Origin of the sequence: Streptomyces coelicoflavus, assembly GCF_003112555.1 — a bacterium.
Lineage (GTDB): Bacteria > Actinomycetota > Actinomycetes > Streptomycetales > Streptomycetaceae > Streptomyces > Streptomyces coelicoflavus.
In genome coordinates this window covers 273,222-299,698 of the sequence record NZ_BEWB01000011.1, presented here as the reverse complement: position 1 = coordinate 299,698, position 26,477 = coordinate 273,222, and the positions used below count along the sequence as shown (strand labels likewise).

At 70.5% G+C, this 26,477-nt stretch carries 20 protein-coding genes; 16 read left to right on the top strand and 4 right to left on the bottom strand.

Translation table 11 applies throughout. The features are described from left to right. Window positions 1–16: 16 nt before the first annotated feature. Complete coding sequence (ygfZ, locus tag Sco07f_RS27245) at window positions 17–982, top strand: CAF17-like 4Fe-4S cluster assembly/insertion protein YgfZ (RefSeq protein ID WP_007388817.1); 966 nt, start codon at window positions 17–19, stop codon at window positions 980–982. A 10-nt stretch (window positions 983–992) separates the two neighbouring features. Here ygfZ and dtd read toward each other — a convergent pair whose 3' ends face one another. Further along, window positions 993–1,418 carry a D-aminoacyl-tRNA deacylase gene (gene dtd / locus Sco07f_RS27240; RefSeq protein WP_007388827.1) on the bottom strand — a complete coding sequence of 142 codons (426 nt, stop codon included), beginning with the start codon at window positions 1,416–1,418 and terminating at the stop codon, window positions 993–995. A gap of 177 nt (window positions 1,419–1,595) precedes the next feature. Here dtd and Sco07f_RS27235 point away from each other — a divergent pair, with 177 nt between their 5' ends. The 4 genes from Sco07f_RS27235 to Sco07f_RS27220 all read left to right on the top strand — a co-directional run bounded on the left by Sco07f_RS27235 (window position 1,596) and on the right by Sco07f_RS27220 (window position 5,938). Further along, a complete protein-coding gene (locus tag Sco07f_RS27235; RefSeq protein ID WP_007388816.1) occupies window positions 1,596–2,270 on the top strand; it encodes an RsiG family protein in 675 nt (224 codons plus the stop codon). A 91-nt stretch (window positions 2,271–2,361) separates the two neighbouring features. Next, on the top strand, window positions 2,362–3,414 hold the full coding sequence (locus tag Sco07f_RS27230) for an asparaginase (protein ID WP_203602779.1): 1,053 nt from the start codon (window positions 2,362–2,364) through the stop codon (window positions 3,412–3,414). Between the two features lie 70 nt (window positions 3,415–3,484). Beyond that, window positions 3,485–4,741, top strand: coding sequence for a GNAT family N-acetyltransferase (locus tag Sco07f_RS27225; RefSeq protein WP_007388814.1), 1,257 nt, complete (start codon window positions 3,485–3,487; stop codon window positions 4,739–4,741). Between the two features lie 285 nt (window positions 4,742–5,026). Continuing rightward, complete coding sequence (locus Sco07f_RS27220; RefSeq protein WP_063739925.1) at window positions 5,027–5,938, top strand: FadR/GntR family transcriptional regulator; 912 nt, start codon at window positions 5,027–5,029, stop codon at window positions 5,936–5,938. A gap of 9 nt (window positions 5,939–5,947) precedes the next feature. On the opposite strand, the gene Sco07f_RS27215 is transcribed toward Sco07f_RS27220, so the two are convergent. Next, window positions 5,948–6,136: a hypothetical protein gene (locus Sco07f_RS27215; protein ID WP_007388826.1), complete on the bottom strand. Its 189-nt coding sequence runs from the start codon at window positions 6,134–6,136 to the stop codon at window positions 5,948–5,950. Window positions 6,137–6,295: 159 nt separating this feature from the next. Here Sco07f_RS27215 and Sco07f_RS27210 point away from each other — a divergent pair, with 159 nt between their 5' ends. From Sco07f_RS27210 to Sco07f_RS40815, 10 genes are all read left to right on the top strand, one after another. After that, window positions 6,296–7,171 carry a GntR family transcriptional regulator gene (locus Sco07f_RS27210; RefSeq protein WP_078581463.1) on the top strand — a complete coding sequence of 292 codons (876 nt, stop codon included), beginning with the start codon at window positions 6,296–6,298 and terminating at the stop codon, window positions 7,169–7,171. After that, window positions 7,171–7,947 (top strand): HAD family hydrolase, encoded by a 777-nt coding sequence (locus tag Sco07f_RS27205; protein ID WP_007388811.1) that lies wholly within the window; start codon window positions 7,171–7,173, stop codon window positions 7,945–7,947. The genes Sco07f_RS27210 and Sco07f_RS27205 overlap by 1 nt, the downstream gene beginning before the upstream one ends. 106 nt (window positions 7,948–8,053) lie before the next feature. Next, entirely contained in the window at window positions 8,054–9,172 is a 1,119-nt protein-coding gene (locus Sco07f_RS27200; RefSeq protein ID WP_108989461.1) for a phosphotransferase, read from the top strand. Between the two features lie 10 nt (window positions 9,173–9,182). Continuing rightward, a complete protein-coding gene (locus Sco07f_RS27195) occupies window positions 9,183–9,812 on the top strand; it encodes a TetR/AcrR family transcriptional regulator (protein ID WP_054101668.1) in 630 nt (209 codons plus the stop codon). 41 nt (window positions 9,813–9,853) lie between these two features. Continuing rightward, a complete protein-coding gene (locus Sco07f_RS27190; protein ID WP_108989460.1) occupies window positions 9,854–11,935 on the top strand; it encodes a HelD family protein in 2,082 nt (693 codons plus the stop codon). 120 nt (window positions 11,936–12,055) lie between these two features. After that, window positions 12,056–12,535 (top strand): hypothetical protein, encoded by a 480-nt coding sequence (locus tag Sco07f_RS27185; RefSeq protein ID WP_159106993.1) that lies wholly within the window; start codon window positions 12,056–12,058, stop codon window positions 12,533–12,535. 452 nt (window positions 12,536–12,987) lie between these two features. Continuing rightward, window positions 12,988–13,221, top strand: coding sequence for a hypothetical protein (locus Sco07f_RS40825; RefSeq protein ID WP_244942155.1), 234 nt, complete (start codon window positions 12,988–12,990; stop codon window positions 13,219–13,221). Between the two features lie 417 nt (window positions 13,222–13,638). After that, a complete protein-coding gene (locus Sco07f_RS41260) occupies window positions 13,639–14,541 on the top strand; it encodes a TniQ family protein (protein WP_369695782.1) in 903 nt (300 codons plus the stop codon). A gap of 81 nt (window positions 14,542–14,622) precedes the next feature. Continuing rightward, window positions 14,623–14,859, top strand: coding sequence for a hypothetical protein (locus tag Sco07f_RS40820; RefSeq protein WP_244942154.1), 237 nt, complete (start codon window positions 14,623–14,625; stop codon window positions 14,857–14,859). Window positions 14,860–14,861: 2 nt separating this feature from the next. Continuing rightward, on the top strand, window positions 14,862–16,007 hold the full coding sequence (locus Sco07f_RS40815) for a TniQ family protein (RefSeq protein WP_369695781.1): 1,146 nt from the start codon (window positions 14,862–14,864) through the stop codon (window positions 16,005–16,007). A gap of 150 nt (window positions 16,008–16,157) precedes the next feature. Here Sco07f_RS40815 and Sco07f_RS27165 read toward each other — a convergent pair whose 3' ends face one another. Further along, window positions 16,158–16,679: a hypothetical protein gene (locus tag Sco07f_RS27165; protein ID WP_159106992.1), complete on the bottom strand. Its 522-nt coding sequence runs from the start codon at window positions 16,677–16,679 to the stop codon at window positions 16,158–16,160. An 82-nt stretch (window positions 16,680–16,761) separates the two neighbouring features. After that, entirely contained in the window at window positions 16,762–17,667 is a 906-nt protein-coding gene (locus Sco07f_RS27160; RefSeq protein WP_159106991.1) for a toll/interleukin-1 receptor domain-containing protein, read from the bottom strand. Between the two features lie 316 nt (window positions 17,668–17,983). Here Sco07f_RS27160 and Sco07f_RS27155 point away from each other — a divergent pair, with 316 nt between their 5' ends. Continuing rightward, the gene (locus Sco07f_RS27155) at window positions 17,984–26,257 is read left to right on the top strand and encodes a protein kinase family protein (protein ID WP_108989456.1); all 8,274 of its coding nucleotides are present in this window, start codon (window positions 17,984–17,986) and stop codon (window positions 26,255–26,257) included. Window positions 26,258–26,477: the final 220 nt, after the last annotated feature.

The window sequence follows — 26,477 nt, the reverse complement described above, 5'->3', positions numbered from 1 at the left end:
GTCGTAGGCTGGGCGTATGAAGAGCCCCCTGCTGTCCCTGCCCGGCGCCGTTCCCGCCGAGGGTGTGGACGAAGGCGTCGCCGCCCACTACGGCGACCTGTTCCGCGAGCAGCGTGCCCTCGCCGACGGCACCGGCTTCGTCGACCTCTCCCACCGCGGTGTCCTCACCGTCACGGGCGACGACCGGCTGAGCTGGCTGCACCTGCTGCTCACCCAGCACGTCAGCGACCTGCCCGTCGGCCAGGCCACCGAGGCGCTGGTCCTGTCCGCGAACGGCCACATCGAACACGCCCTGTACCTCGTCGACGACGGCACGACCGTCTGGGCCCACGTCGAGCCCGGCAGCCAGGAGGCGCTGATCGCCTACCTGGAGTCGATGAAGTTCTTCTACCGGGTCGAGGTCGCCGACCGCACCGCCGACACCGCGGTCGTGCACCTGCCGGCCGGTTCGATCGCCCAGGCCCCCGCCTCGGCCGTCGTCCGCGAGACGCCGTACGGGCGTGACCTCTTCCTGCCGCGGGAGGAGCTGGAGGCGTTCGCCGCCGAGTCCGGGCCCGCGGCCGGGATCCTCGCCCACGAGGCGCTGCGGGTCGAGCAGCACCGTCCCCGGCTCGGTTTCGAGACCGACCACCGCACCATCCCGCACGAGCTGGGCTGGATCGGCACCGCCGTGCACCTCCAGAAGGGCTGCTACCGGGGGCAGGAGACCGTCGCCCGGGTGCAGAACCTCGGCAAGCCGCCGCGCCGGCTGGTCTTCCTGCACCTGGACGGCAGCGAGGTCCACCTGCCGCCGAACGGGGCCGAGATCCGCCTCGCGGACGACGGGCCCGACGGCCGGAAGATCGGCTTCGTCACCACGTCCGTGCGCCACCACGAGCTGGGCCCGGTCGCCCTCGCCCTGGTGAAGCGCAACGTGCCGGTGGACGCCCGGCTGCTGGCCGAGGAGACCGCGGCCGCCCAGGAGACCGTCGTCGAGCCCTGAGGGGCTGGGCTCAGACCTCCACGAGGACCGTGAACGGGCCGTCGTTCGTCAGGGACACCCGCATCTGCGCGCCGAAGCGGCCCGTCGCCACGGTCGCGCCCAGCGCGCGCAGGTGCGCGACGACCTCGTCGACCAGCGGTTCGGCGACGTCGCCGGGGGCGGCGGCGTTCCAGGTGGGGCGGCGGCCCTTGCGGGCGTCGCCATAAAGAGTGAACTGGCTGATCACCAGCAGCGGGGCGTCGAGGTCGCTGCACGACTTCTCGTCGTGCAGGATCCGCACCGACCAGAGCTTGCGGGCCAGCTGCGCCGCCTTCTCCTTGGTGTCGTCGTGGGTGACGCCCACCAGGACGCACAGGCCCTCGCCGTCGATCGCGCCCACCGTCTCGCCGTCCACGACGACGCTCGCGCCGTCGACCCTCTGCACTACTGCACGCATCCCGCAATGATGCCGTGCGCCCCTAGGGTGTGGAGGGGCGGGGCCGTACGGGGTTTTTATCGCTGCGAACCCCCCATCTGGGGCCGATCGGGGCCGATCAGGGGCACTCGGTCACATAGCGGCCACTTGGGGTGGCACGATGCTTCCAGACGCCGGGCGAGGGGACGGTTGAGGCGCATGAGCACACCGAGTACGGGGCGGTCGTTCGGGACTGCCGCGTTGACATGTCCGAGTGGACGGGGCGGTTCGACCGGTCCGGGTGGCCCGGTTGGTCTGGAGACGCCCCGGGCGCCCCTCCAGCGCACGGACAGCCCCGAGCTGCCGGCGAACCCACCGGCGAACCCACCGGAGCGGGATCTGACCGTCCTGAGCCTGCCGGAGCTGCGCACGCTGCGCCGGGACGCCCAGCGCGAGGAGGCCGACCTCAGCTACGTACGGCGGCTGTTGCAGGGCCGTATCGACATCCTGCGCGCGGAGCTGGCGGGGCGCGGGCCGGCGTCGTCGTCCGTGGTGACCACCGCGACGACCGGGTCGGTGGTGGAGCGGCTGTCGGAGATCCTCGCCGACGCGCCCGCCCGGCAGCGTTCCTCCGCCCGGCACGTGACGCTGGCCACCCCGCGCAGCGAGGAGTGCAGGCGGCTGGCCGCGGAGATGATGGGCGAGGTGGAGCTGTCCGACCTGACGGCCCGCACCGACGTCGAGCTGACCGCCGGCATGGGGCGGCTCGTGCGCTACGAGCAGCAGGTCTCCCGGAGCCGGCAGCGGCTCCAGCGCACGGCGGACGGCTGCAGCGCGGAGATCGCACGCCGGTACCGTGAAGGGGAAGCACAAGTCGACGACCTGCTCGTGTGACACGGGGGGCGGCCATCCGCGCCGCCTTCCGGGGCCCGGTGATCCCGGGCCGTCGCCGCGGGGGGTCGCCCGTTCCGGAAGGCCACCGCCGATGCCCGCGCCCCAGCCGTCGCAGCCGTCACAAACGCCGCAGCCGTCACAGACGCCGCAGTCGTCGCATGCGGACCAGGCCGCGCCCGCGCCCACGTCCGCCCTCTCGCCCGTCGTGCCGCCCGTCCTCGCCGAGGTCGTCCGGTCCGGCTTCGTCGAGGGGCGGCACCGGGGCAGCCTGGTGGTGCTGGGCGCCGACGGGGCGGTGGAGCTGGCGCTGGGCGAGGTGACGGCGCCGGTCTTCCCGCGCTCCTCCAACAAGCCGATGCAGGCGGCCGGCGTCCTGCGGGCCGGTCTCGACCTCGCGGGGGAGCGGCTGGCGCTGGCCGCCGCGAGCCACTCCGGAGAACCGTTTCACCGGGACCTGGTCCGCAAGATGCTGGACGAGTACGGCCTGGACCCGGCGCTGCTCCAGTGCCCGCCCGACCTGCCGCTGGACGCGGAGGAGCGGGACACGTACCTGGCGTCGGGCGCCGCGCCCGACCGCGTCACGATGAACTGCTCCGGCAAGCACACCGCGATGCTGGCGGTCTGCGCGCAGCAGGGCTGGCCGCTGGAGACGTACCTCGACCCGGAGCACCCGCTCCAGCGGATCATCCACAGGGTTGTGGAGGACGCCGCGGGCGAGCCGGTCGCCGCCGTCGGTACCGACGGGTGCGGGGCGCCGCTGATGGCGATCAGCCTGGTCGGCCTGGCCCGCGCCTTCCGCTCCTTCGTCGCCGCCGAGCCCGGTTCGGCCGAGCGCCGGGTCGCCGACGCGATGCGCGCCCACCCCGAGTACGTGGCCGGCAGCCGCCGCGCCGACACCTGGCTGATGCGCGAGGTGCCGGGCACGCTCTCCAAGATGGGCGCGGAAGCCGTCCAGGCGGTGGCCCTGCCGGACGGCCGCGCCCTCGCCTTCAAGGTCGAGGACGGCGCCACCCGGGCGCTCGGCCCGGTCCTGGCCCGCGCCCTGGCCCTGCTGGGCGTGGACGGCCCGGTCGTCGACCGCATCGGCCGCGCGCCGCTGCTGGGCGCCGGCCGGGAGGTGGGGGAGATCCGGGCGGCCTTCTGACGTCGGCGGGCCCCTGACCACCGGGATTAATCCCGCGACGCGGGCGGGGGCGTCGACCTACCGTGAGCGTATGAGCCGCCGCACCGAGACAGACGTACGTCCCATCACCGAGGCCGAGTTCCCCGACTGGAACCGGGCCCTGAACACGGGCTTCCTGCAGCCGCCCGCCGTGGCCGAGGAGCAGCTGGAGGCGCGGCGCCGGCAGTTCGTGCCCGGCCGGTCGCTCGGCGCCTTCGACGGCGACCGGTGCGTGGCGACCTTCCGGTCCTTCGACCAGGAGCTGACCGCCGTCGGGGGCGGCACGGTCCGGGCCGACGCGATATCCAACGTCACCGTCACCGCGACCCACCGCCGCCGCGGCCTGCTCACCCGGATGATGGCGCAGGACCTGGCCGCGGCGAAGGAGCGCGGGGACGTCGTCGCGACGCTGATCGCGGCGGAGTACCCGATCTACGGCCGGTACGGCTTCGGCCCCGCCACCACCATGACCGAGTGGGCGGTCGACGTGCCCCGCGCCGGCCTCGACCGGCGCTGGGCGGCCCCGGAGGACGGCGGCCGGATCGACCTCGTGGACGGCGAGGACGTGCGGGGGCTCGGACCCGGGCTGCACGGGTGGCTGCGCCGGGAGCAGCCGGGCGCGGTCAGCCGGACCGAGCTGTGGTGGCAGTCCCGGACCGGCCTCGTGAACATGAACGGCACGCCGTGGACCGAGCCCTACTACGTCATGTACCGCTCGGCGGACGGCGGGGTCGAGGGTCTGGCCTCGTACCGGACCGACGACCACTGGGGCGACGCCAAGCAGCCGCTGAACACCGCGACCGTGGAATGGCTGATCGGCGTGACCCCGGCCGCCGAGCGGGCGCTGTGGCACTACCTGTGCTCGATCGACTGGGTCCAGACGGTGAAGAGCGGCTGGCGCTCCCCCGACGACCTGCTCCCGCACCTCCTGCCGGACCCGCGCGCGGCCCGCATCACCACACAGGCCGACTGGCTGTGGGTGCGGATCCTGGACGTCGCGGCGGCCCTGGAGGCGCGGACGTACGACGGGCGGGGGGCGGTGGTGCTCGAGGTCGTGGACCGGGGAGGGCTCACCGGCGGGCGATGGCGACTGGAGGCGGGGCCGGACGGTGCGTCCTGCGTGCCGACCGCCGAGAGCGCCCATCTCGTGCTCGACGTGGGCGACTTGGCGGCCCTCTGGCTCGGCGACGCGTCGGCCGTGCGGCTGGCCGCGCTCGGGCGGGTCCGGGAAGAACGAGCGGGCGCCGCCCGTGTGGTCGACGCCCTGCTGCGTACGTCCAGGCGGCCTTGGTGCCCGGACATGTTCTGAGGTGACTCCCTTCCGCCGGTGACGGTGGACGTGCGCATCCGTAGCGCGTGCTCTTCGGTTGTGGTTGTGGTTGTTGTGCGTGGTGCCTGCCGCCTGCCGGGCTCCCGGCTCCCCTCCGGAAGGGGGCCCGGCCGGCGGTTCACTGTCGCCGTGGTGGCCAACCCCCGTGAGGCTCGACCACGTTGCTCAAGTTGGCTGCCAACTTCTCTTTACTTATCTCCGCTTGGAAGCGGCTCATAACCACCTTTCCGCGAACTGCCCAAAGATGGCGCGAAGTTGTAGTGTTTGGTCGTGGAGCCGGAACACGCCGCCGTCGACGGGCGGAAGAGACCGCAGCGGCCACGGACAACACATGGAGAGGTGGCCGACGAGCTGCGCGCCCGGATCAGGTCCGGGCGGCTGCGGCCGGGCGAGCGCATGCCCACGCAGGCCCAGTTGGCCGACGAGTTCGGCGTGGAGCGGGGCGCCGTCCGCCGGGCCCTGCGCATTCTCCAGTCGGAACGTCTGCTCACCAACGTGTCCAAGGGAAGCCCGGCGACCGTCGCGCCCGGCCCGTACGGCGTCCAGGACGGTCCGGAGGCGCGGCCGATGCCGACCACCGCGGCCCTCGCCCCCCGGATCGCGGCCGCCTTCGCCGCCGAGCACGTCGAGATCGACGCGCTGTGCCTGACCTCCGTCTCCCTCACCCTCGCCCTCGGCGAAGCCCTGCGCCAGATCCACGCCGGGCGACTGAAACCGGCCAAGGTCGACGTCCGGGTCCTGCTGCCGAGCAGCGACATCGACCTCGCCTTCCCGGTGGCGGTGACGGGCGGCGCGGCGGGCGGCCCGGTGCACGAGCGGTGGCTGGCGATGCGCAACGCCCAGGGGCAGGTGCTCCGGCACAACCTGCTGAGTCTGCGCGCCACGCACGGCATCGACGTGCACGTCTCCTTCCGCGCGCTGCCCTTCACGCCGCCGGTGAAGCTGTACGTGCTCAACGGCGCCGAGGCCCTCTTCGCCTACTACACCCTCGGCCGGCGGGAGCGGGAGATCGGCCACGAGCAGCTGGAGACGTACGACGCGGAGGGCATCCGCTCGACGCTGTTCGCCTTCGAACAGGGCGACGGCCTGCGTGACGGCGTGTTCGTGAAGCAGTCCCGGCTGTGGTTCGACGCGCTGTGGGGGACGATCAGCTCGGAGCTGCTGCTCACGAACTGACCGCCCCGTTCAGAGCGCGGGCCCCGCGACCAGGAGGGCCAGCAGCACCGCTCCGGCGGAGCTGACGGAAGGACTCTTGGCCTTGACGCCGACGGTGAGCAGGAGCAGGCCGACGATTCCGGTGGCGCCGTACTTCCACTGGACGATCTGCTCGAAGGCGACCACGAAGACCGCGGAGACCAGGGCGAGGACGGGCATGGGTCGTTCCCCCCTTCGGGACGTTCCGGAAGCTGGGAAGGTCAACTTTCGCCAACCTGGCGAAGTTGGCTGCCAACTCTGCTGTAGTTGTCCCCACTTGGCTGCTACCTATAAACAAGTTTCAAACAACTCCATGTAGGTAGGTCGAAGTTGTAGCGTTTGGTCGTGACTCAGGAGAACGTGTCCGTGAACGGCAGCAGAAGGCTCTCGTCGCAGGAGATCGCCGAGGTCCTGCGGGAGCGGATCCGCGGGGGAGACCTCAGGGCGGGCGACCGCCTGCCCACCCAGGCGGAGCTGGCCGACGAGTTCGGCGTGGAGCGCGGCACCGTCCGCCAGGCCCTGCGGGCGCTCCAGGAGGACGGCCTGCTCACCAACGTCAGCAAGGGCAGCCCGCCCCGCATCGCCGAGCCCGCCGTGCCCCGGGTCGAGCCGCAGTCGACGATGGTCACCCTCGGGCCGCGCCTGGCGGAGGCGTTCGAAGCGCCGCGGGTGCGGATCGACGTCGTGTGCCACACCTCGGAGACGCTGATGCTGGCCCTGAGCGAGCCGCTCCGCCTGATCCACGAGGGCCGGGTCCGCCCCGAGGCGATCGACTTCCGCGTGCTGATGCCGTCGCGCGACATAGCGCTCGCCTTCCCCGTCCTGATCGAGCAGGAGGAGGACGACCCGGTCCACCAGCGCTGGCTCCAGATGCGCAACGCCCAGGCCCGCGTCCTCCAGCACAACCTTCAGGCCGTGCGCTCCACCCACCGCGTCGACGTGCGCATCGCCTTCCGTGCCCTGCCGTTCACCCCGCCGATGAAGCTCTACCTGCTCAACGGCGAGGAGGCCCTCGTCGGCTACTACACGGTGACCCGGCGCGAGGAGGAGTACGAGAGCCGGACCCTTCAGATGTACGACGTGCTCGGCTCCCGGACGCTGCTGTTCTCGTTCCTGAAGCGGACCGGTCACCGGGACGCGGTCTTCGTGGAGGAATCGCAGAAGTGGTTCGACGCCCTCTGGGAAACCATCACCACGGACATGACACTCTCCTAGTGACTTCCGATACGGATCAGACGGAACCGGCGGGCGGGCACGGCGAGCCGTTCGAAGAGCCCGGGGGACTGCGCGAGCTGGTCGAGGGCGCCCGTGTCGTCCTGTGGGACTTCGACGGCCCCGTCTGCAGACTGTTCGCGGGCCACGCGGCCGACCGGGTGGCGGGCGAACTGGTCGACTGGCTGGAGACGCTGGGGCTCAAGGAGCTGCTGACCCAGGAGGAGCAGGTCCACCCGGACCCGCAGGTCCTGCTCGGCGCGGTCAACCGCAGGCGCCACCGGAGCGACCTGGTCGCCGACTTCGAGGAACGGCTGACCCGCGAGGAGCTGCGCGCCGTGCCCACCGCCTGGCCGACCGAGTACGCCTACCCCCTGATCCGCACCTGGTCCGCGCTCGGCGTCGGCCTCGCGATCACGACCAACAACTCGCCCCGCGCGGTGAGCGAGTACCTGGAGATGCGGGGTCTGCTGGACTGCTTCGCGCCGCACATCTACGGGCGCACCGAGGCGCTGCACCTGCTCAAGCCGGACCCGTACTGCCTCAACCGCGCGCTCAGCGCGATGGGGGTCGCGCCGGCCGAGGCCCTGATGGTCGGCGACACCACCTCCGACCTGACCGCCGCCCGCCGGGCCGGCGTGCCCTTCCTCGGCTACGGCCACAACGGGCGGAAGGCGAAGATCCTCGAAGAGGCGGGCGCCGAGACGGTCGTGAACTCCCTGGAGCCGGTACTGCGGCTGCTGTGGGAGCGCGCCGGACCGGTCGCGGACGGCGCCTGACGCGCCCGACCCGGCCCCGTGGCGTCGCACATCGCGGGGGCAACGGGAGTACCGTTCTCCCACTCCTGCATCTGCGCATGGGTCCAAGGCGAGAGAAAAACGGTAGATGTCGCCTGAAACGGCCTCCCCCGCCCGGCTCCGTGCCGTCGAGGTGAGCGGTGACGCACGTACGGTCGAGGGTCCGCTGCGCGGCTACCACCACGAGACGTACGTGGTACCGCTGCCCGCCGCCGCGGGCGAGGCGGGCGCCGCGGGCTCGGCGCGCTGGAAGTGCCGGGAGCCGCGGAGCGGCCTGCTGTGGTTCGACCGCCGGTGCTTCGTGTCGGAGGAGCGGCTGCTGTCCGCCCTGCACAGCCGGATCACCCACGTACCGGACGTCTTCGAGTTCGACGGGCTGCACTTGCAGCGCTTCATCGAGGGCCGGACCCTGGGCACGCTGCACGGCGCCGGCCGGGCGGTGCCCCCTGAGCTGGTGCGGCAGCTCGTGCGGCTCTTCGGGGAGACGGCGGCCGTGACGTGGCAGACGCTCCCCGTGGAGCGGCTGTGCCACCCCGACGACCGGCCCGCGGACGGCGACAGCGACGGCTTCATGGAACGGCTCGTCTGCTTCACCGAGCGGCGCGTCTACGAGGACAACCTGCCGCGGTTCGGGTCCCTCTTCGCCGGTCTAGGCCTGGACGACGACGGGTTCACCAGGCTGCGCAAGCATGTCGCGGGACTCCGGGAGCGGCCGTTCTGCCTGCTCCACGCCGACCTGCACCGCGAGAACCTCATCGTCGACGCGGACCGGCGGCTGTGGACCATCGACTGGGAACTGGCGATGGTCGGCGACCCGCTGTACGAACTGGCCACCCATCTGCACCTGATGCGCTACCCGTCCCGGCAACTCCGCCAGGTGGTGGCGGGCTGGCGGCACGCGGTCGAGGCAGCCCGTCCCGGCGGGACGTACGGCTGGCGGCAGGACCTGGACCTGCTGCTCGGGTACAAGCGGGCCCAGTCGGTCTTCACCGACGTCGTCCGGGAGGCCGTCTCCCTGGGCCGGGCCGCGCGGTCCCCCGGCCCCGAGGTCGCGCTCGCGGCAGCCCGCCTGCACGGCGTCCTGTCCGCCGCGGCCCCGCCCCTCGGACTCGAGTCGGTACCGGGGCCCGCCGAGATCGGCACCGCCCTGGTGCGCTGGGGCCGCGCGCAACCGCGGGACGAGGGGCCCCCGCCGGGCAGGCCATAGGCTCGGCCCCATGAACGCCCCCGTCCCCAGCCCCGCCCCCGGTCTGCGCGAGCGCAAGAAGCAGCGGATGTTCCGGACGCTGTCGGACACCGCCGTCGAACTCTTCCTGGAGCGGGGCTTCGACGCGGTGTCCGTCGCGGAGGTGGCCGCCGCGGCCGAGGTCTCCAAGCCGACGCTCTTCCGGTACTTCCCGGCGAAGGAGGACCTCGTCCTGTACCGGATCGCCGACCACGAGGAGGAGGCGGCCCGGGTGGCGGGCCGGGGCCGGGCGCCGCTCGACGCGCTGCGCCGCCACTTCCTGGCGGGGCTGGAGAGGTGCGACCCGGTGACCGGGCTCAACGACCACCCCGCCGTACTCGCCTTCCACCGGCTGCTCTACGGCACCCCCGCCCTGGTCGCCCGCATGCACACCCAGCTGGAGCGGTCCGAGGCCGCGCTCGCCGGGGTGCTCGGCGGCGACCTGGAGGCCAGGCTGGCCGCCGGTCAGATCATCGCCGTCCAGCGTGTCCTCGCGCTCGACAACTGGCGGCGGATCGCCGGCGGGGAGCGGGTGGAGGACGTGCGGGGGGACGCGGTGGCGGCGGCGGAGCGGGCGTTCGCGGGGCTGGCGGCGGGGCTGCCCGAACGTATGACGAAGTAAATAATGTAACTCGGTAACGTCTTTCCTCTATGCTTGCCGGAATGACGTCGACCGAACCCGTCCTCCAGCGCGCCCTCGACCGGGAACGCGCCCACCACGACCACTGCCGTTCCGTCCTCGCCGAGATGGTCGAGGGTGCCCAGGAGCACGTCGTCACCGGCGAGGACGTCTCCGCCTCCGGTGCCGACGCCGAGGCCCTCGGCTACCGCCTGCGCAGCCGGGCCAAGGAGATGCGCGAACTGCCACCGGGGCCGCTGTTCTTCGGCCGGCTGGACTTCACGGAGACGGAAGCGGAAGCGGAGACGGAAGGGGACAGGGACGCGGAAGGGGAAGGCGGGCGGGCGCTGCACATCGGGCGGCTGCGGATCACCGAGCACCCGGCCGCCCCGCCCCTCGTCGTCGACTGGCGCGCCCCCGTCTCCCGCGCCTTCTACCAGGCCACCGCCGGTGACCCCCGGGGCGTCGCCGTCCGCCGCCGCTTCGGATGGGCGCCCGGCAGCCGGGGCGAGAGCGCCGACCTCACCGGCATGGAGGACGAGCACCTCGGCCGGGGCGAGTCCCGGGCCAGCGCCATCGTCGCCCGGGAGATCGAACGCCCCCGCGTCGGACCCATGCGGGACATCGCCGCCACCATCCAGCCCGAGCAGGACGACCTGGTCCGCGCCGGCCTCGGCGACACCGTCTGCGTCCAGGGCGCCCCGGGCACCGGCAAGACCGCCGTCGGCCTGCACCGGGCCGCGTACCTGCTCTACACCCACCCGCAGCGCATCCGGCGCGGCGGCCTGCTCGTCCTCGGCCCCAACCCGACCTTCCTCTCCTACATCGCGGAAGTGCTCCCCGCCCTCGGCGAGAGCGGCGTACGGCAGTCGACCCTGGCCGAGGAGATCGCCCGGCACCCGGTCACCCGTACCGACGACGCGCCCGCCGCCGCCCTCAAGCACGACGCCCGTACGGCCGAGGTGCTGCGCCGTGCCCTGTACGCGCGCGTGGCCCCCGACGCCGCGGGCGACCTCACCGTCCCGGACGGTTCCTACCGCTGGCGCGTCCCGGCCGAGACGCTGGCCCGCGTCGTCGCGGACGTGCGCGACGAGCAGCCGCCGTACACCGTCGGGCGGGACCGGGTCCGGGCCCGGATCGTGGGGTACGTCCAGGAGCGCGCCGAACGGCGCGCCGGGCCGCGCCCCCACGCCTGGCTGCGCCGCGTCGAACGCTCCCGGCCCGTCGGCGCGGCCCTGGACGCCGTATGGCCCCGGGTGCGCCCGGAGGAGGTGCTGGCCCCGCTCCTCGGCGACCCGTCCGTGCTGGCGCGGGCGGCCGACGGCGTCCTGGACGCCGACGAGCAGAAGGCCCTGCTGTGGACCGGGAGGGCGCCGCGGTCGTGGAAGTCGGCACGCTGGTCCGCCGCCGACCTGGTCCTCCTCGACGAGGTCGCCGGACTCCTCGAACACCCCGAGGGCTACGGCCACGTCGTCGTCGACGAGGCCCAGGACCTCTCCCCGATGGAGTGCCGGGCCATCGCCCGCCGCTCCGCCTTCGGTTCGCTCACCGTCCTCGGCGACCTCGCCCAGGGGACCACGCCGTGGGCCGCGCGCTCCTGGCGCACCGCCCTGGCCCACCTGGGCCGCCCGGACGCGGCCGTGACGCCGCTGACCACGGGGTTCCGGGTGCCGAAGGAGGTCGTGGGCCTCACCAACCGGCTCCTGGCACGGCTCGGCGTGGACGTGCCGCCGGCCCGTTCCCTGCGCGGCGACGGCGAGCTGACGCTGCGCGCGTGCGCGCCGGGCGCCGTGCCGGAGACGGTCGTGGACGCCGTACGGCACGCGCTCGCCCGTCAGGGCTCGGTGGGCGTCGTCGCCGCCGACCCGGACGTACCCCGGCTGCGGGCGGCCCTCGACGCGGCCGGCATCCCGGCGGCGGGCCCCGAGACACCGGGCGCCCGGCTCGCCGTGGTCCCGGCGAGCGTGGTCAAGGGCCTCGAGTACGACCACGTCGTCGCCGTCGAACCGGCGGCGATCGCAGCGGCGGAGGCCCCGGAGGGCCGCGGCCTGCACCGCCTGTACGTGGTCCTCACCCGCGCTGTGTCCCGCCTGGACGTGATCCACGCACGGGCACTGCCGTTCTGAGGAGCGAGGGCGGCCAGCGCACACCGAGTAGAGTTGAACATGTTCAAATTGCATGGCACCGTGAGCGCTTGCCGGTCTGGTGCGCGAGTCGGCCAGGGTGTGACGTACGCAGGGGGAGTCATGCGTGAACGAGGGCGAGTCGTTGCGGTGGGGCTGCGCGGGGCGGTCCCGGCGGTCGCGGTGCTGATGCTGGCCACGGGGTGTACGTGGCAGCAGCAGCAACTGGCTCGGGCCGACATCGCAGGCACCTGGACCGGGGGCGATGCCGGGACCCTGCGCTTTGCGGCCGATGGCACCGTCGTCGTGACCGACCTCGCCGAGTACAACCGCGACGGCGACAAGGTTTCGGAGTGCAGCGGCACCGGCGAGTGGGGCCTGTATCCCGACGACAGGGCGGCGAACCTGCTGTCGATCAGCGTCTGCGATGGCAACCCGTGGGAATTCGGCGGCTCGAAGGCGCATCCGAAGATGCGGCGCAGCGTGGGTGATCCTGAGCACGGGAACTTCCAGACCCTCAGTCGCGAGGAGCGGAAGTCGCCCGGTGCGTCCGGCCCGCCCACCCGAACCACCCGTACCGTGCCGGGAGGGCTCGACAAGTAGCGTTGAGACTGAGCATGGCAGTTGTCGTCATCACCCCCTCTCGACCTGGCTCTTCTTGAGGTCCAGAGCACGGCACGTGTCGTTGAATTCGCATTATTCTTGACGTGTTCCGTGCTCTTTGCAGGCAAGTTGTCGCCAACTTGGAAGATCGCCCCTCCGGGGGGAAGTCTGCGGCTTACCTGGGGACATGAGCGATAGCTGGGGCTCTTTGTGGTCCCACCGCTGCACGTGGACGGATCTGATGGTCCCGGTCTTGCTGGACGGTGGGCGGAACGTTCTGGACCTGTCCCGACGGTTGGTTGGACCGGTGGACGGCGACGTGGAAGTACGCGGGGTACGAGGTCACGGGGCCGGTCCGGCACCTGGGGTGGGTTCCGACGGCGAGCCGCGGGCCGATGCGAGGGTTCACATGGCGGCGGGAGCAGCGGCACAGGCCCGGTCTGGGGTCGCTGGTGTCGACGGTGCGTCTTCATGGGTTCGAGCGCCTTGAAGAGGACCAGTTGCTGGTGGCTCTGGATTTTGCCGGTGATCTGGTGGAAGTGCTGTCGCAGCCGTTGCGTATCCGGTTCCGTACAGCGGAGAAGTGGCGTAACCACACGCTGGACTTCTTCGCGCCCACGCGGGCGGGCACCTGGCTGATCGACGTGCGGCCCCGAAATCTGATTCAACCCGAGGATCTGCGCTGATCTTCGCGTCCTGGCCCCTGGCGCGCCCGTTGGCCGCAACGGAGGCACTCGCCAGAGCCACCGAGCGCGACGGGGAGCGCCGTCAGCGAAGTGCCAGGGACCTCCGCAGCCGGGTCAAGGGCGCTTGGGCCGGCAACTATTTTCTCGCGCCGCCTGACACGGCCCTCGCGACCAGTGCCGTTCTGGGAATCGCGGAACGCTTCCTCAAAGCCGCGGACAACTCGGAGGGAAGGGCCGCACTCATCGACCTCTACCAACCGGCAGTAGCCGGGCGCGCGCCGCTCAGCCGGAGGCTCGTGGCGGAGCTCGGCGCATCCCCGCCCCTGTACCGCACTCTCGGCATCACTCCGCGCCCGCGCAAGGCCAGTACCCGCAGCGCGCCACAGATGCCAGCAGCGGAAGCGGGGTGAGAACGGAGTGCGCCCCCTGCCCCGCAGCCTCGACCCACTCGACGACGAAACCCTCGTCGGCTTCATCCTCCGCCTCGCCCGCCACAACGGCACGCCCCCGGACCACATCGCATCCCGTTTGGGGTTGATGGACGCCCAGGGTGAGTCGCCTGGCGTCGTCTCGCCCTGGCTGTTGGTGGACATGGACAAACCACGTCTTGTCCGGGTGGCACGCGCGGCACATCTGATTGTGGCGGAGGCCGACAAGTTGCTGCTCGCCCCGATGGGGCGTCGATACGGCCTCGTGGGCAGGCGATACCGGCCGTGGACGAGTCCACGGCAGTTGGACCGCGCCAACCGATGGGTCTTCGTACGGACATCTCAATACTGCCCGTCGTGCCTCGCGGGCGATGGAGGCCCGCAGGAGGCCCTGAGCGGGGGCGCCTGGAGGCGGTCTTGGCAGTTGCCGGCGGTCTTCGCCTGCGTCAGGCACCAGCAGCTCCTCCACCGGGTCTGTCCCGCGTGCCGCACCCCCGGTCAATTTGCCCGCGCAGGTCTGATCGCTCGCCCGGGAACGGGAGATCTACATCCGGCCCAGTGCCGATCGTCATCCGCTTCGGGCCCGGGTGGGGGCCGATCGGTGGTTTGCGGGGCCGACCTCTCCCGCATCCGACCTGCTCGTACTTCGGATGTCGCCGACTCGCTCAAGACACTGCTGGCACTCCAAGAGCGCCTCGATGCGCTGCTGACGACAGACGGGTCGCAGGGCACCATGAGCTGCGGTCAACTTGTACCGGTCGCCCAGTACTTCATCGACCTCAGAGTTGTGGCCACCTCGCCTCCTCGCCTCCTGGCCGGAGGCCGGCCGCTTTACCGCGACATCCGCCTTGGCACGGCCGATCGCACGAGAGGTCGAGCAGCGACTGCGTGACAGCCGACGCCGCACGCGGGGAGGATCAAAGAGGCCGTACGCAATCAACTCGCTGCTCGCCCCTATGGAGTCCCCCTGACCATGGGCGCGGTACTGGGCATCGCCGAATCCGTACTCGAAGCCCGCGACAAGAATTGGACAGAGAGGGTCCTACGCCCGCTCTACGACGCCGCGCTCGTACTGCACCGGGACACCTTCCGGGATCTTGAGCGCCTCCCCGGCACGTCCGTTGCGTTGCAGCGGGTGCTCGGCGTCGTGAAGGAGACCGCGGACAGTCCGAGCCCCGAGTTCTACGTCCGTGGTCCACGAAACGGCTGACCGTGCGCCCCCTGCCCTGCAGCCTTGCCCCGCTGCCCGACGAGACCCTCACCGGATTCGTGCTGCGTCTGGCCCACCGGCTGGGCACGACACCCGCAGAGATCGCTCTCCGCACAGGCCTGGCACCCGGCGGGCGCCCCGGCCTGCCCACCCGCTTCCCCCTGAGTTTCCAGCACCACCTGGACGACGCCCACCTCACGGGCTTTGCCCGCGCCACCTACCTGACGCCGACCGAGGTCACCGACATGCTCCTCGCCCCGCTCGGACAGCGGTATGGGCCACTGGACCCCGTCTTCACCCCACGCAACACCCCGGCCCGGATGATCTACGACGATCCGTGGGTGCTGACCCGCTCCACGCGCTACTGCCCGCCCTGCCTCGCCGGGAACGTCACGCCCATCCAGGACCGGCACGGCGGACCCTGGCAACGGCTGTGGCGCCTCCCCGTGATCTTCCTCTGCGTCCGGCATCGGCGACTTCTTTCCCACCAGTGCCTCGGATGCGACATGCGTGCGCAGTCCGCCCGTACGGCCAGCGCCCTTGCGCGGATTTCAGACGACGCACTCAACCCCCGGCAGTGCCGTTCCGCGCAGGTTCGGTCGGCATCGACGGAGCAGCCTGCAGCTGCCTGCGGAGCCGATCTGACCCAGCAGGGCCCCCTGCACGAGGAGCCTGATCCGGCCACCATGAAGGTGCTCTTGCACGTCCAACGGCACCTTGCGAATTTGATCGCCGTAGGAGGCCCCGAGACCACGATGAGCGCAGGGGCGCCCGTCCCTGTCTGGCATTACTTCGCCGACCTGCGAACCGTGGTCGCCATGATCTTCCGGACCTGGCCAGAGGCCCGCCCGTACTCCAGCACTCCGCCCTGGCCGCCACGCTCGACGCGGAACACGCCTCCCGCACCGCGCAGGCCCAGCCCATGCTCAAGACCGCCGGCAAGAAGAAGACCTCCAAGCCTTACACCGCGCCGCCGCAGGACTCCCTGGCCATGGGCGCAGTCCTGGACATCGCGTCCCAGCTCCTCACAACAGCGGAGCCGGATGAAGCGCGAGAGCTCCTGGCCCCGCTTGTGCAGCGGTTGCGCGATGACGACCGCGCGCTCAGCATCTACTTGCGTCGCCCTGCCTGGATCTCGACGCCAATGAGGACTGCGGTCAGAGACGACTGTCCTGCACGGAGAAGACCTGTACTCGCCGTGTGGGCGACAGCGGCCCTCAACACTGAGCCGTCCTGATCCCGAGCCCACCAGGGGGACGGACAGAGCACCGGGACGGCGGGTTTGGGACGGGGGCCGCTTATGCCTGGGCCTTGAGGACCTTGGCCTGGGCCGACTTGAGGTTCCGGTACGCGTCGCGGACGTACCTGGCGAGGCCCTCCCCTGGATGCCGGACCAGAACGTCGCCGTCCTCCCCGGCCTCCCACTCGACGATCGTGACCTCGTAGGACGAGACGTGGGCGCAGAAGTCGAGAACCAGCGGGGGAATCTCGTCCTCGATGAACAGGTCGCCGTGGGCCAGGACGACGTCGCGCATCTGTCGCGCTGTCGGGATTAGCACAGTGAGGACCCACCGGCGCCAGAGCCGGCTCTGTTCCTCGGTGAGACCAGCAGCCTCTCGACGTTCCTCGAGCGGTGTCAGGTGCCGTTCACGAAAGGCGTCCCATGTCCGCTCGTTTGCCTCAACGAGGACCAAGAGGGGGCCGTACAGGTCCCTGAGCTGGGAGTTGATCCGGTCGAGGTGAGCCTGGCGCTTGGAGCGTTGTATCTCTCCGCGCTGGTTCAGGGCGTAGGCGAGCACGGCGATCAGAACGCTGGCCAAGGCCGTGATCATCGTGGCGATCAGCGTGGACAGGTGAACTCCTTGGACGTGAGCGGGAGGGTACCAGTTGGCGCCGGAGCGGCTACTGCGGGGCGAACGTCACAGATTCCTCGTCATGGGAGATTGTGATGGGGATCTTGCTCCAGCTCGCGAGCCGCCGCAGTTTCTCGGCCTTCTCGTTGGCCCGCCGGTATCCCTCGCCGTCGCAGATCACGGCGATTCCACCCTCGTGGGCGTCCTCCTGCACCACATGGGTGCGGCCTACGATCTCGCGGACTTCCTCGGTCGTATGGTCCGTCGTCCTGTCCTCCTCGGCGGAGGCCTGCAGAGGAGTGTCTCCAGCAGTCGTCCTGGGAGCGGGTACGAGTACGGCTGCGGCACCGAGGGCGCTCATCTTTTCCTCCAGCGCACCGATCCTCCGGCTCTGGTCGCGCACGAGATCGACCAGTTCGCCGAAGAGGTCCTCGGGCGTTGCTCGTACCGGTGTCTCCGTTCTCGGCACTCTCTTCTTGATGTCCTGCAGGTCCCTGTCCACCCGGTCCCAGAAATCCCCGAATGCCCTTCTCAGCGCCTCTGGGCTGTACGGGTTGACGCATTCGTCGTGGAGGGACTGGATCATGGAGAAGACCTCCCTCCGAACGGAGGAGTCGGTCGCCTGGAACTGCTTGAGAGGGCCGGAGATCTCCTCCGGTGGCATGTCGATGAGGAAGGGATGGACGTAGGCCTTGTCCTCATCAGTCCGCCTGGACAGGGCTCCTGCCTCGTAGTTGATCCACTGCTTCCGCTGGTTCTCACGCGTGAGGCACATGATTCCGACATCGGCGTCCCGTAGTTGGGCCGCGATGCTCTCCATCGATCTTTGCCCCTTCACGATGCCCAGCGACGAGACGAAAGTCCTCATCTCGGGGTGGAGATGCCCAAGTTCCCTCCCGAGCACTTCGGCGCACTTTTGCGCCGTTTCTCCGGACCAGCTGATGAAGATCTTCATGCCGTGCATCCTTGCAGCGTGGTTCGGAGGTCCGTGCGCTGGCGCAGCTCGATGGCCGTTGAAGGCGGCCATGCCCTGGCTCATTGTCGACATCGATGCCGCACGCGTCCACTGGCGTCACGCGTATCCGGCGGCTGCCGTAAGAGATCAGCCATCACATGGCTTGATCTGTGCAAATCGCTCACCGCGAAGTGGAGTTGGCGGAAGGATGGTCCTGTTGAAGGTCCGGGCCGGGTAGAATTGCACCCCTCTGTCACTCGATAGGCACACGCACCACAGGGGTCGCGAGTCAGTGATGGTTCCCAACGAAACGTCCGTGGTCGCCAGGGACCTCGAACTGTTCCTGTCCGGCCGAGGTCGCAACGCGGACGGCGTCCACTCTCCCACGGTCCTGAAGGGCGTGGCTCCGTTTGCGGTGCTCTTGCACCGTCGGGTCACCCTGCTGTCGTCGGTGCTCGTCCCGGCCGCCGGCCGGATTGCGGGCCCCGCTCCGCACGCGCTGTTGCTGCCCCGGCTGGGCCAGAGTGCGGCGGCGGTGGGAGAGTACGCCCTCGCCGAACTGCTCGACTGGGCGGCGATCGCCTGGACCGGACGCACGAGCCTGCGCTACTTCTACGCGGGGCGCGCGCTGCCCGAGTCTGTGCGCCAGCCTCTGCAGGAGGCGCTGGAGCGCGACAACGCGGTCATGCGACGCATCACCGGATCACTCGTCCTGCGCGACAGGGCCGAGCATCTGCGCGCCGAGGCGAACCGGCTCGCAGCCGTCGACCACACCTTCACGCGCCCTCTGTTCTTGAAGCCCGTGGAGGCAGTCCTGCACGACGTGAGCCGGAGCGTGATCGACGACCACGGTCTGCTCGAGCACCCGGCGGAGATGCTCATTTCGCGCGCGAACACCGATCGTCACGGGAACCTCCCGCCTGTCCCACCCAACGGCAAGCGCTGGCCGCTCCTGGTGAAGGCTACGACAGAGGTCTGCACGTTGGTCCGGGAGTTGCTGGAGGTCGCGAACGAGTACTCCTGGGACGGGCCGGACGTGCCCGCGCCGCCGCTCGACGATCTCGCCCCGGACCTCGTACCTGTCGTTGAGGCGCTCCTCCTCGCCTCACCGGACCTGGAGGCGCGCCGTACCAACAGCGACGACGACTGGGTGACCGGCATCGCCACCGAGGCGCTGTCGCTCGCGGCTCCGGAGCACCGGCACGTGATCGCCCTCTCCGCGCAGGGCGCGGGCGTGCCCGCCGACATGATTCGGCCGGCCCTGGAGCCGATCTACAAGACCCGTGCGCGGGCGGAGGCGCTGCTCAAGGCGCTGGCACAGGACCCTGACGGTCAGGGAGAAGACCTGCGCACTCTGATCCTCCAGGCCCTGGACCGCGGGGACCTGCCTGAGGCCCGTGAGGGGCTCGACATGCTGGAGGAGTACGCGAGTCGTACGGCGGTGGAGGTGAGGGTCGCCGCCGTCCAGGAGGCCATAGCGCGCGTCGAGGAGGTGGAGGCGCAGGAGGCGGTGCGACTCCACCTGAGCACCGTTGAACTGCACCTGGACCGTGGCGACCTGAAGGCCGCCGCGACCTACGTCGGCGAGGCCGAGCGGGCCCTCCCCTCCGCTCCGCGGACCGTGGAGAACGGGCCGCTTGAGGGCGCGGCCGTACGGACGCTGGTACCGCGGCAGGGGGCGGACGTTCCGGTCGGCGCTCTGCCGCCGCTCGGTACGGTCGACACCCCGTCACCGGGCCTGGAGGGCGCCAGTGACGAGGGTCTGCTGGCCAGGATCATGGCCGCCCTCCGAGCGCCGGATCACGAGGCACCCGAGCGGCGCCAGGTGGAGGAGTACGTCCGGCGACTCGGCCGGACCGGGCTGCTGGACGACGTGGTCAGCACGGCCCGCGACCTGCTGCACGTCGCACCCGACCTGGCCGTCGCGCTGACGGACGTGGCACTCGAGCGGGCCCGTCCGGTGCTGCGCCCGGTCCTGTGGCAACTGCAGCTCGACGCCCTGCGCGTCCTCGGCGAGGCCGAGCGCGCCGAGCAGGTGTTCCGACTCGGCCATCCCCCCGTGCCACCGGAAGGCGCGGTCACCGCCGAACCAGTCGTGGGCGCGAACCTGTTGAAGCCGCGGGTACAGCCGTTCCAGCGGGTCTGCGACCCAGCCGAGACCGCCCTCCCGGAGACCGGGCCGCGCCCGCCCGCGGAAGAGGCACAGCTGTACGCCCGCTCGCTTGAGGAGGGCAACTCCTTCGCTCTCGGCTTCGCCGTGGGTTGGGCCGTGAGCGCGGGAAGGCCGACGGACGCGTTGCGTCTCTACCGCCGGTTCGGACCGCACCAGTACGTCAACGCCACCGCGGCCTGGAACGTCGCGGTCGCCTACGCCCAGGTCGGCCAGGCACGGTCGGCTCTCGAATCCCTGGTCGTCTTCAAGGCGGTTCTGTCCGGCCGTATGGAACCGCTCCAGCGCCGGGGGATGGAGGAGTTCGAGTACCTCCACGGGGCCCGTCAGGCACCTCCGCAAGCCGCCCCCGTCGTACCGGCTCAGGCGTCGGCGCCCCCTCGTCCGGAGAAAGAGGCCAAGCGCCTCCACGCGTCCGGTCGGGTGGTGGAGGCCGCGGCTGGTCTGGACCGGTTGCTGTCGGAGAATCCGCGATCCCCTGGGGCGTTCCTGCTGCTCCGTATCCACCGGGAGCAGAACGACCTCGACGCGGCTCGCAGGACCGTCGATCGCATCGAGGCAGCCGGGGCCGTGACCTGGCGCCATCACCTCGAGCTCGCCCGTAACGCACTAGACGCCGGCGATCTCGTGCTCGCGGGACAGCGGTTGGACCGGGCCCAGGAATCGGGCGCCCCGGTCGGCTGGACTGCGCCGCTCGTCACCAGGCTGCGCAGGGCGTCGGCCGAACCGGGACAGGCACAGAACACTCCGTTCGTCCCCGCGGGACAGGCGCGACCGCTGTCCGGCATTGACGATCCCGGAACATGGCGGAGCTACCTCTCGGCCCAGCTGGACACCGCGGGACTCCAGGCCGTTCTGGAGTCGGCCGAGTGGGCCTCGCGGCGTGAGCCCGCCGCGGTGGGCGTGCTGGCCTCGCAGCTCCGGGCCAAGCGGGTTCCCGTGCCGGACCGGGAGACCCTCGAACGATTGATCGACCTGGTCAACCGGCACCGTGACTCGTTCCTCAATCGCAATCTCGCTCTGTGGCTGATCAACAGCGGCGACCACCGGTCGGCAGTGCGGGTGCTCCAGGACGCCGTGGCGTGGACGCCGCCCGACCGTCTTCCGCGCGTGGTGTTCCTGCGGGACGAGGCGGTCCGCAGGGGGGGCCTGTCGGCCGAGGCATTCGATCCGCCCTCGCCGCCTTCGGGTGTCACCAGTGCGAAGCGGAACCCGGATCCGGCGTTCGTACCGGATGTCCACCTGCAGGAGATCGCCGGACTTGAGGCGAGCAACCCCTTCATCCTGGAGGCGCAGCGTCTGCCGCCGGACTCCGATCCCTCGGTCGTGGCGGACGCCTGGGTGCGAGCCGTCCGCAAGGGCCAGTCCCTGGCGCTCGGCAACGCCTTGGGAACCCTGGTGCGCGCTGGCCGTGCTGAAGAGGCCATCACGCTCTACGACAGCGTGTCCACTGTGTACTGGCTGGGTGCCGCTGCGGCCTGGAACCTCGGCTGCGTGTACGCGGCGTCCGGTCACCTGGAGGAGGCGGCCACCGCCTTGACGTACTACGCGCGCGTGTCCACCCGGCAGTACACGGAGGCACAACTGCGGGTACTTACCACGCTGTTCTCGTCCCTGGGCAGGCCCGTGCCTACCCCCGCCGGGGCCAAGCCTCCGCCGGTCCGGGGCGTGAGCGCCCCGCCCGGCGCCGCCGACACCCTTGCCGGCACGGAGTCCCGCACGGCCGTTGACAGCCCCGAGGGGCTGGCGGCACGCCGGATCGCCGAATTCCGCAGTGCGCCAGACAACCACAAGTTCTACATCGCTGGCACCGCGGTGCGCAGGGCGATGCAGGCCGGGCCGCAGGGCAACGTCACCCGCTATGTGGCCACGATGCGGAACCTGTTCTCGGTCCTGGCCAACCCCAGCCCGAAGGCTGCCGCCGAGATGGCTGCAGTCCTGGAGACCGCCGGGCACCAGCAGGAGGCCTGGGATCTCTTGATGATGTGGATCGACCACACCCGCGCGGAGACCGCGCTCCTCCCTCCGGCGGTCCGGATCTCCCGCGAGTTGGAGCGGGACCGGCAACTGCGCGACCTCCTTGAGCGCCATCACCAGCCGTACTCCAAGTACGAACTGCAGCTCAGCCTCGCCAAACTGGCACAACGGCAGAACGACACACCGGCCCTGATCCGGTATGCCGACCTCGCGCTGCGCCGCAATGCGACCTCCGTCGAGGCGGCCGTACTACGCGAGAGCGTTGTCGACCGGCGGCAGACGCCACCGCCCGACAACCGGAAGATCCTCGGGAAGGTCAAGGATCCGCAGGTGTCGGAGGCCGAAGCGGTCCAGCTTCTGGTGCACGAGTACGGGGCCGAGGTGAACGCCCTCCAGAGCAAGGCGCTGACCTGGTTCCAGCCGGAGGTCGACTGGGGGCAGCTGGCCCAAGGGCTGGCGCACGAGCTTCAGGACGAGGCACGACCCGCGCTGGAGGCCGCCGCGGCGGAGGACTGGGAGCGGGCGGGAGCCCTGTTCAGTGAGTTGCTCCTCGCGAAGGCCCCCAGGAACATTGTGCTGGTGAAGGCCACGGTGGTGTGCCTGCTCAAGCGCGAGAAGTACGACGAGGCCGATGTGGTGGCCGGAGTGCTGGGACATCTGCCGGACGGTGTCCGCCTGCAGGTTCAGATCGCCGCGGCCCGTAACAAGTACGCGCATGCCCGCGAACTGCTGGCGCTCTTCCGGACCGTCCGTGACGGTTCTATGGACGAGGCCCTCGCCCATGCCGGCCTGATCGCGCATCTGGGCCACCGTCCGCTCGTCGCGGCGAAGTTGCTGCTGGAGTTCGCGCGGCTCCGGCCTCCCGGCACCTCGGACTTACCCCTGTCCCTCGCCGTCGTGCTGGCCCACCGCGATCGGAAGCGGGATCGGAGGCTCTATCTGCAGGCGCTCCAAGAGCTGCGCCATCCCCCGGTCGGCCTGGACGATCTGGTTACCTGGGCGATCGAGCGGGACGTCCCCGAGGCCCTCAACGACGCAACCCTCCCGCCTCTCGGCCGGGTCCACCTGGAGCGCGTGGCGGAGAGCCTGGCGACGGATCCGGAGCGACTGCTGCGTTTCGTCCGGAACCATCTGAAGGACAGGACCACGGGCGGCCGCGACGACACCGTGACGCGCGACGCCCACCAGTACTGCGCGGAGTTGCTCGGACGCCACGGACTGGTGCGGGACGCGTTCACGCAATGGCGCGCACTCGCGGAGCTGGCGCCCGGCTTGGAAGAGCGGGTGAGAGTTCTCGGGGGGCTGAGATCCTTCTGCGACGAGGCCAGGTTCGCCGAGGGCTACCGGTACGCCGCAGTCACCCTGCTCCAGCTCGGCGTCGAGGTGGGCGAGGAGGCGATGGACTACGCCGACACCCTGTCCTCGGAGGAGGAGCCCCAGTCGTTGCCGCCCGAGACCGAGGAGCTTGTCTCCCAAGCGGCCACCAGGCAGGTGCCAGTGCTTTCGGAGGGGCTGGCCTCAGCCGCGCTGAAGCTGAAGGAGGAGGCTGGCCCACGGGACGCGGAGTCCTTGAAGCTGCTGCACACGGTGTGGGCGGGGGTCGCCATCCAGCTGGAACACGATGACGTGCTGTCCGTTCTAACCGGCAGCGCGACGCGCGACTCGGTCGAGAAGACGAGGCGTATCGAGGCCGACCTGCGACTGCAGGCGCTGTTGTCGGAGAATCTCATCTCGCACAGGCTGAGAGAGGCGTCGTCCTTGCTCTCCGACGCACTGAACGCCGCCTGGGAGGACGTAGCGCGGGATCACCTGAGCAGGAAGAGCGATGGAGAGGGACGCCTGCTCGAACTGAGGCTGCTGAGGGTCACCCGGCTGGGTTCCGGCCCTGTGGAGGTCAAGGCGGAGATCACCGCGCTCCAGTCCGTCTCGCAGATCACGCTGGGTATCGAGGGCGCAGGTCCGGAGGGATGGGTTCGGCTCGACAGAATGGAGGCCGGTGCCAAGGCGACACGGCTCCTCCTCCTCACCGGCGAACACCAGGAGGTGAAGGTCACGGCCTCGGGGGTGCTTCCCCAAGGCCCGCTGCCGCCCACGACCGCGACCCAATCGGTGAGCAACTATCCCCTGGACCAGCGGCTGTCCGCGCATTTCAAGCCGAGCGACCGCGTTGATCCTGCGATGTTCGTAGGGCGCACCAAAGAGCTCGAGGATCTGGCACGCCATTACGAGAAGGCGTCGCGCGGCCACGCGGGCACCTTGTTCATGACGGGCTCGCGACAGGCAGGGAAGACCTCCATCGCGTACCAGCTCAGTGAGGTGCGGACCCCCGGGTCCCACGAGCTGCCGCCCCCAGGCAAGTGGCGGATTCCACGAGTCTTCCCGGTCTACCTCAACGCCGAGATGACCGAGGACTCCGGCCGCCTCTTGATGACCGACATCGCCCAGGCTCTCGTGCTCGCGGTGGATCACGCTTTTGAGTACCGTGCGCCGGCGATCGGGATGCCCGAAGGCAACGCCCCGCTGGACTTCGTGAACTGGTGGGTCCGCGTCCGACGACAGCTGTGGCCCAAGGAGACAGTCGGACTGCTGCTCGTCATCGACGAGTTCCAGCATCTGCTGAGGCGGCTGAGGAAGTCGGACAACCTGGATCCCGTGCTGACCCAGCTGCGCGGACTCAAGAACGAGCGGGTGGGGGTGGGTCTTCTGGTCTGCGGCGCCGCGACGAGCCACGGGATTCGCGATCTGCTCGAAGACACCCGGTTCCAGCAGGACTTCACGACCCCGTACGTCATCGGCCCGCTCGACAATGACGCCACGCGGCAGGCGTTCCACCTCGGATTCCTGGAGCCTGTCCAGGTGATGGACGAGGCCGCGGAGCGGGTGTGGGAGCTCACCCAGGGCCATCCTCAGCACATCCACATGCTCGGCGCGCGGGTTCTGAAGCTGCTGGAGAAGAGTCAGCGGACGCACGTGAGCGCGGAACTGGTGGACGCGGCGTTCGACTGGGTCGTGGACCAGGACGACGCTGTCATCGGGCTTCTCGACCCTTACGGCGAGGGCGGCCGGGAACATGTCCTGTCGCTCCTGCACGAGATCGCGCGGCTCATCGAGGAGGAGCCGTTCGTGACGGCGGTCCGGGCTTCGCTCGCCACCGCGAAGGTCAGGGCCCTGGACGGGCTCCGGGACTTCGGGATCCTCGTCCAGCGAGAAGACGACTGGGCGTGGGTCAACCCGATCGTGCGCAAGTGGCTGGAGACGCGGAGGCCTCCGCGCACGGAACGCCCCAGCCTCGGCTGGGAGGCGGACCCCAACCTCGGCTGGCAGACGGAGGAACAGCCACTCAGGGATGAGGGCTACGTCGTCCAGCGGCGCTTCGATGAACGGGACCATCCGAAAACATGCCATCTCGCCCACGAGGAGATCCGGCAGCCGCTGGTCGCCGAGTTCCACCCGGGGTACGGTCCCCAGCTGGAGCGCCTCTACGAGATCTTCTCCGATTCCGTGCAGCATGTCGAAGGCGTTCCCGAGCTTCTTCCTCCCTGTGGACAGTGGCTGGTGTTCCACAAGGTGGACGGCGTCAGCCTGCAGGAGAAGCTGGAGGCCAAGTTGGCGGGAGGCCTCGAAATCAGCCCCGTGGAAGCCACCCGGTGGATCGTCGACGCCTGCGACACGCTCTACCGGATGATGGACGCGAGGAAGCTCACGCATGGGGACGTGCGGCCCGAGAACCTCGTACTGCACGGAGCGGACGACAGCGAACTGTACGTACGTGGCTGGGGGGCAGGCCTGGACGTGACGCACGGCAAGCCCCTGCTGCCGCCTGGTCCGTCGGACTATCTGCCGCTCGAGGCTCTCAAGGGCATGCCGGCCGAGCGCTCCGAGGCCCATGACGCCTTCGCGCTGACGGCGATCCTGTACCGCCTCCTGCACCCCTCGGGAGCGCTGCCCTATGGGGATGCGGAGTCACTCCAGCACGGTCCGGAGCTGCTCATGGGCCACGGGGACCTGGGGATCACCATCGCCCGGGGGGTGAGTCCGCGCCCCGGCACGCGCTTCCGGAACGCGATGGAGCTCCGCAACGCGCTGAGCGCGGCCGTCCCCGAACTGCGGGCGGGGAGCGGTGCGCAGGCATCGGGCGTCGCCCTGCGTCCGGAGGAGAAGCGCGGCGGGCGAGCGACCGGCGACGGTGAAGCACTCCGGGACCTGCTTGAGCGTCTCACCGACGAGATCGAACACCTCAGTGCGTCGCACCTCACCCCGGACCAGGATGACGACGTCCGAAGCGACCACGAGGCCCTGGCTCAGACCCTTGAGCCCACGGCCCCGAACCCCGCACGCGTCGTACGGTTCGCAACGCGGCTGAGGGACACGCTCAAGGGCCTGGAAACGGCATCGACCGCCATGGATCTCGTGGGTGAGATCCTCGATGCGGTCCGTTCTTAGGAGCTGTCGGAACAAAGTGCGCGGGGTAGCGACCTGGTTTATGGCCCTCTTGGCGAGGTGCTGGCTGCGGTGGGGTGCGAGTCGAGGGCTGCTTGCTCGGGTGAGGTGCTGAGTGGCTCCCGACAGATGTGCTGCACATACGACATCTACCGTGCTCAGTCTCAAGCGTTCTCGAAGAGCCTGGATGCACTGTTGCAAGCAGGTTGCTTGCAATAGTTAG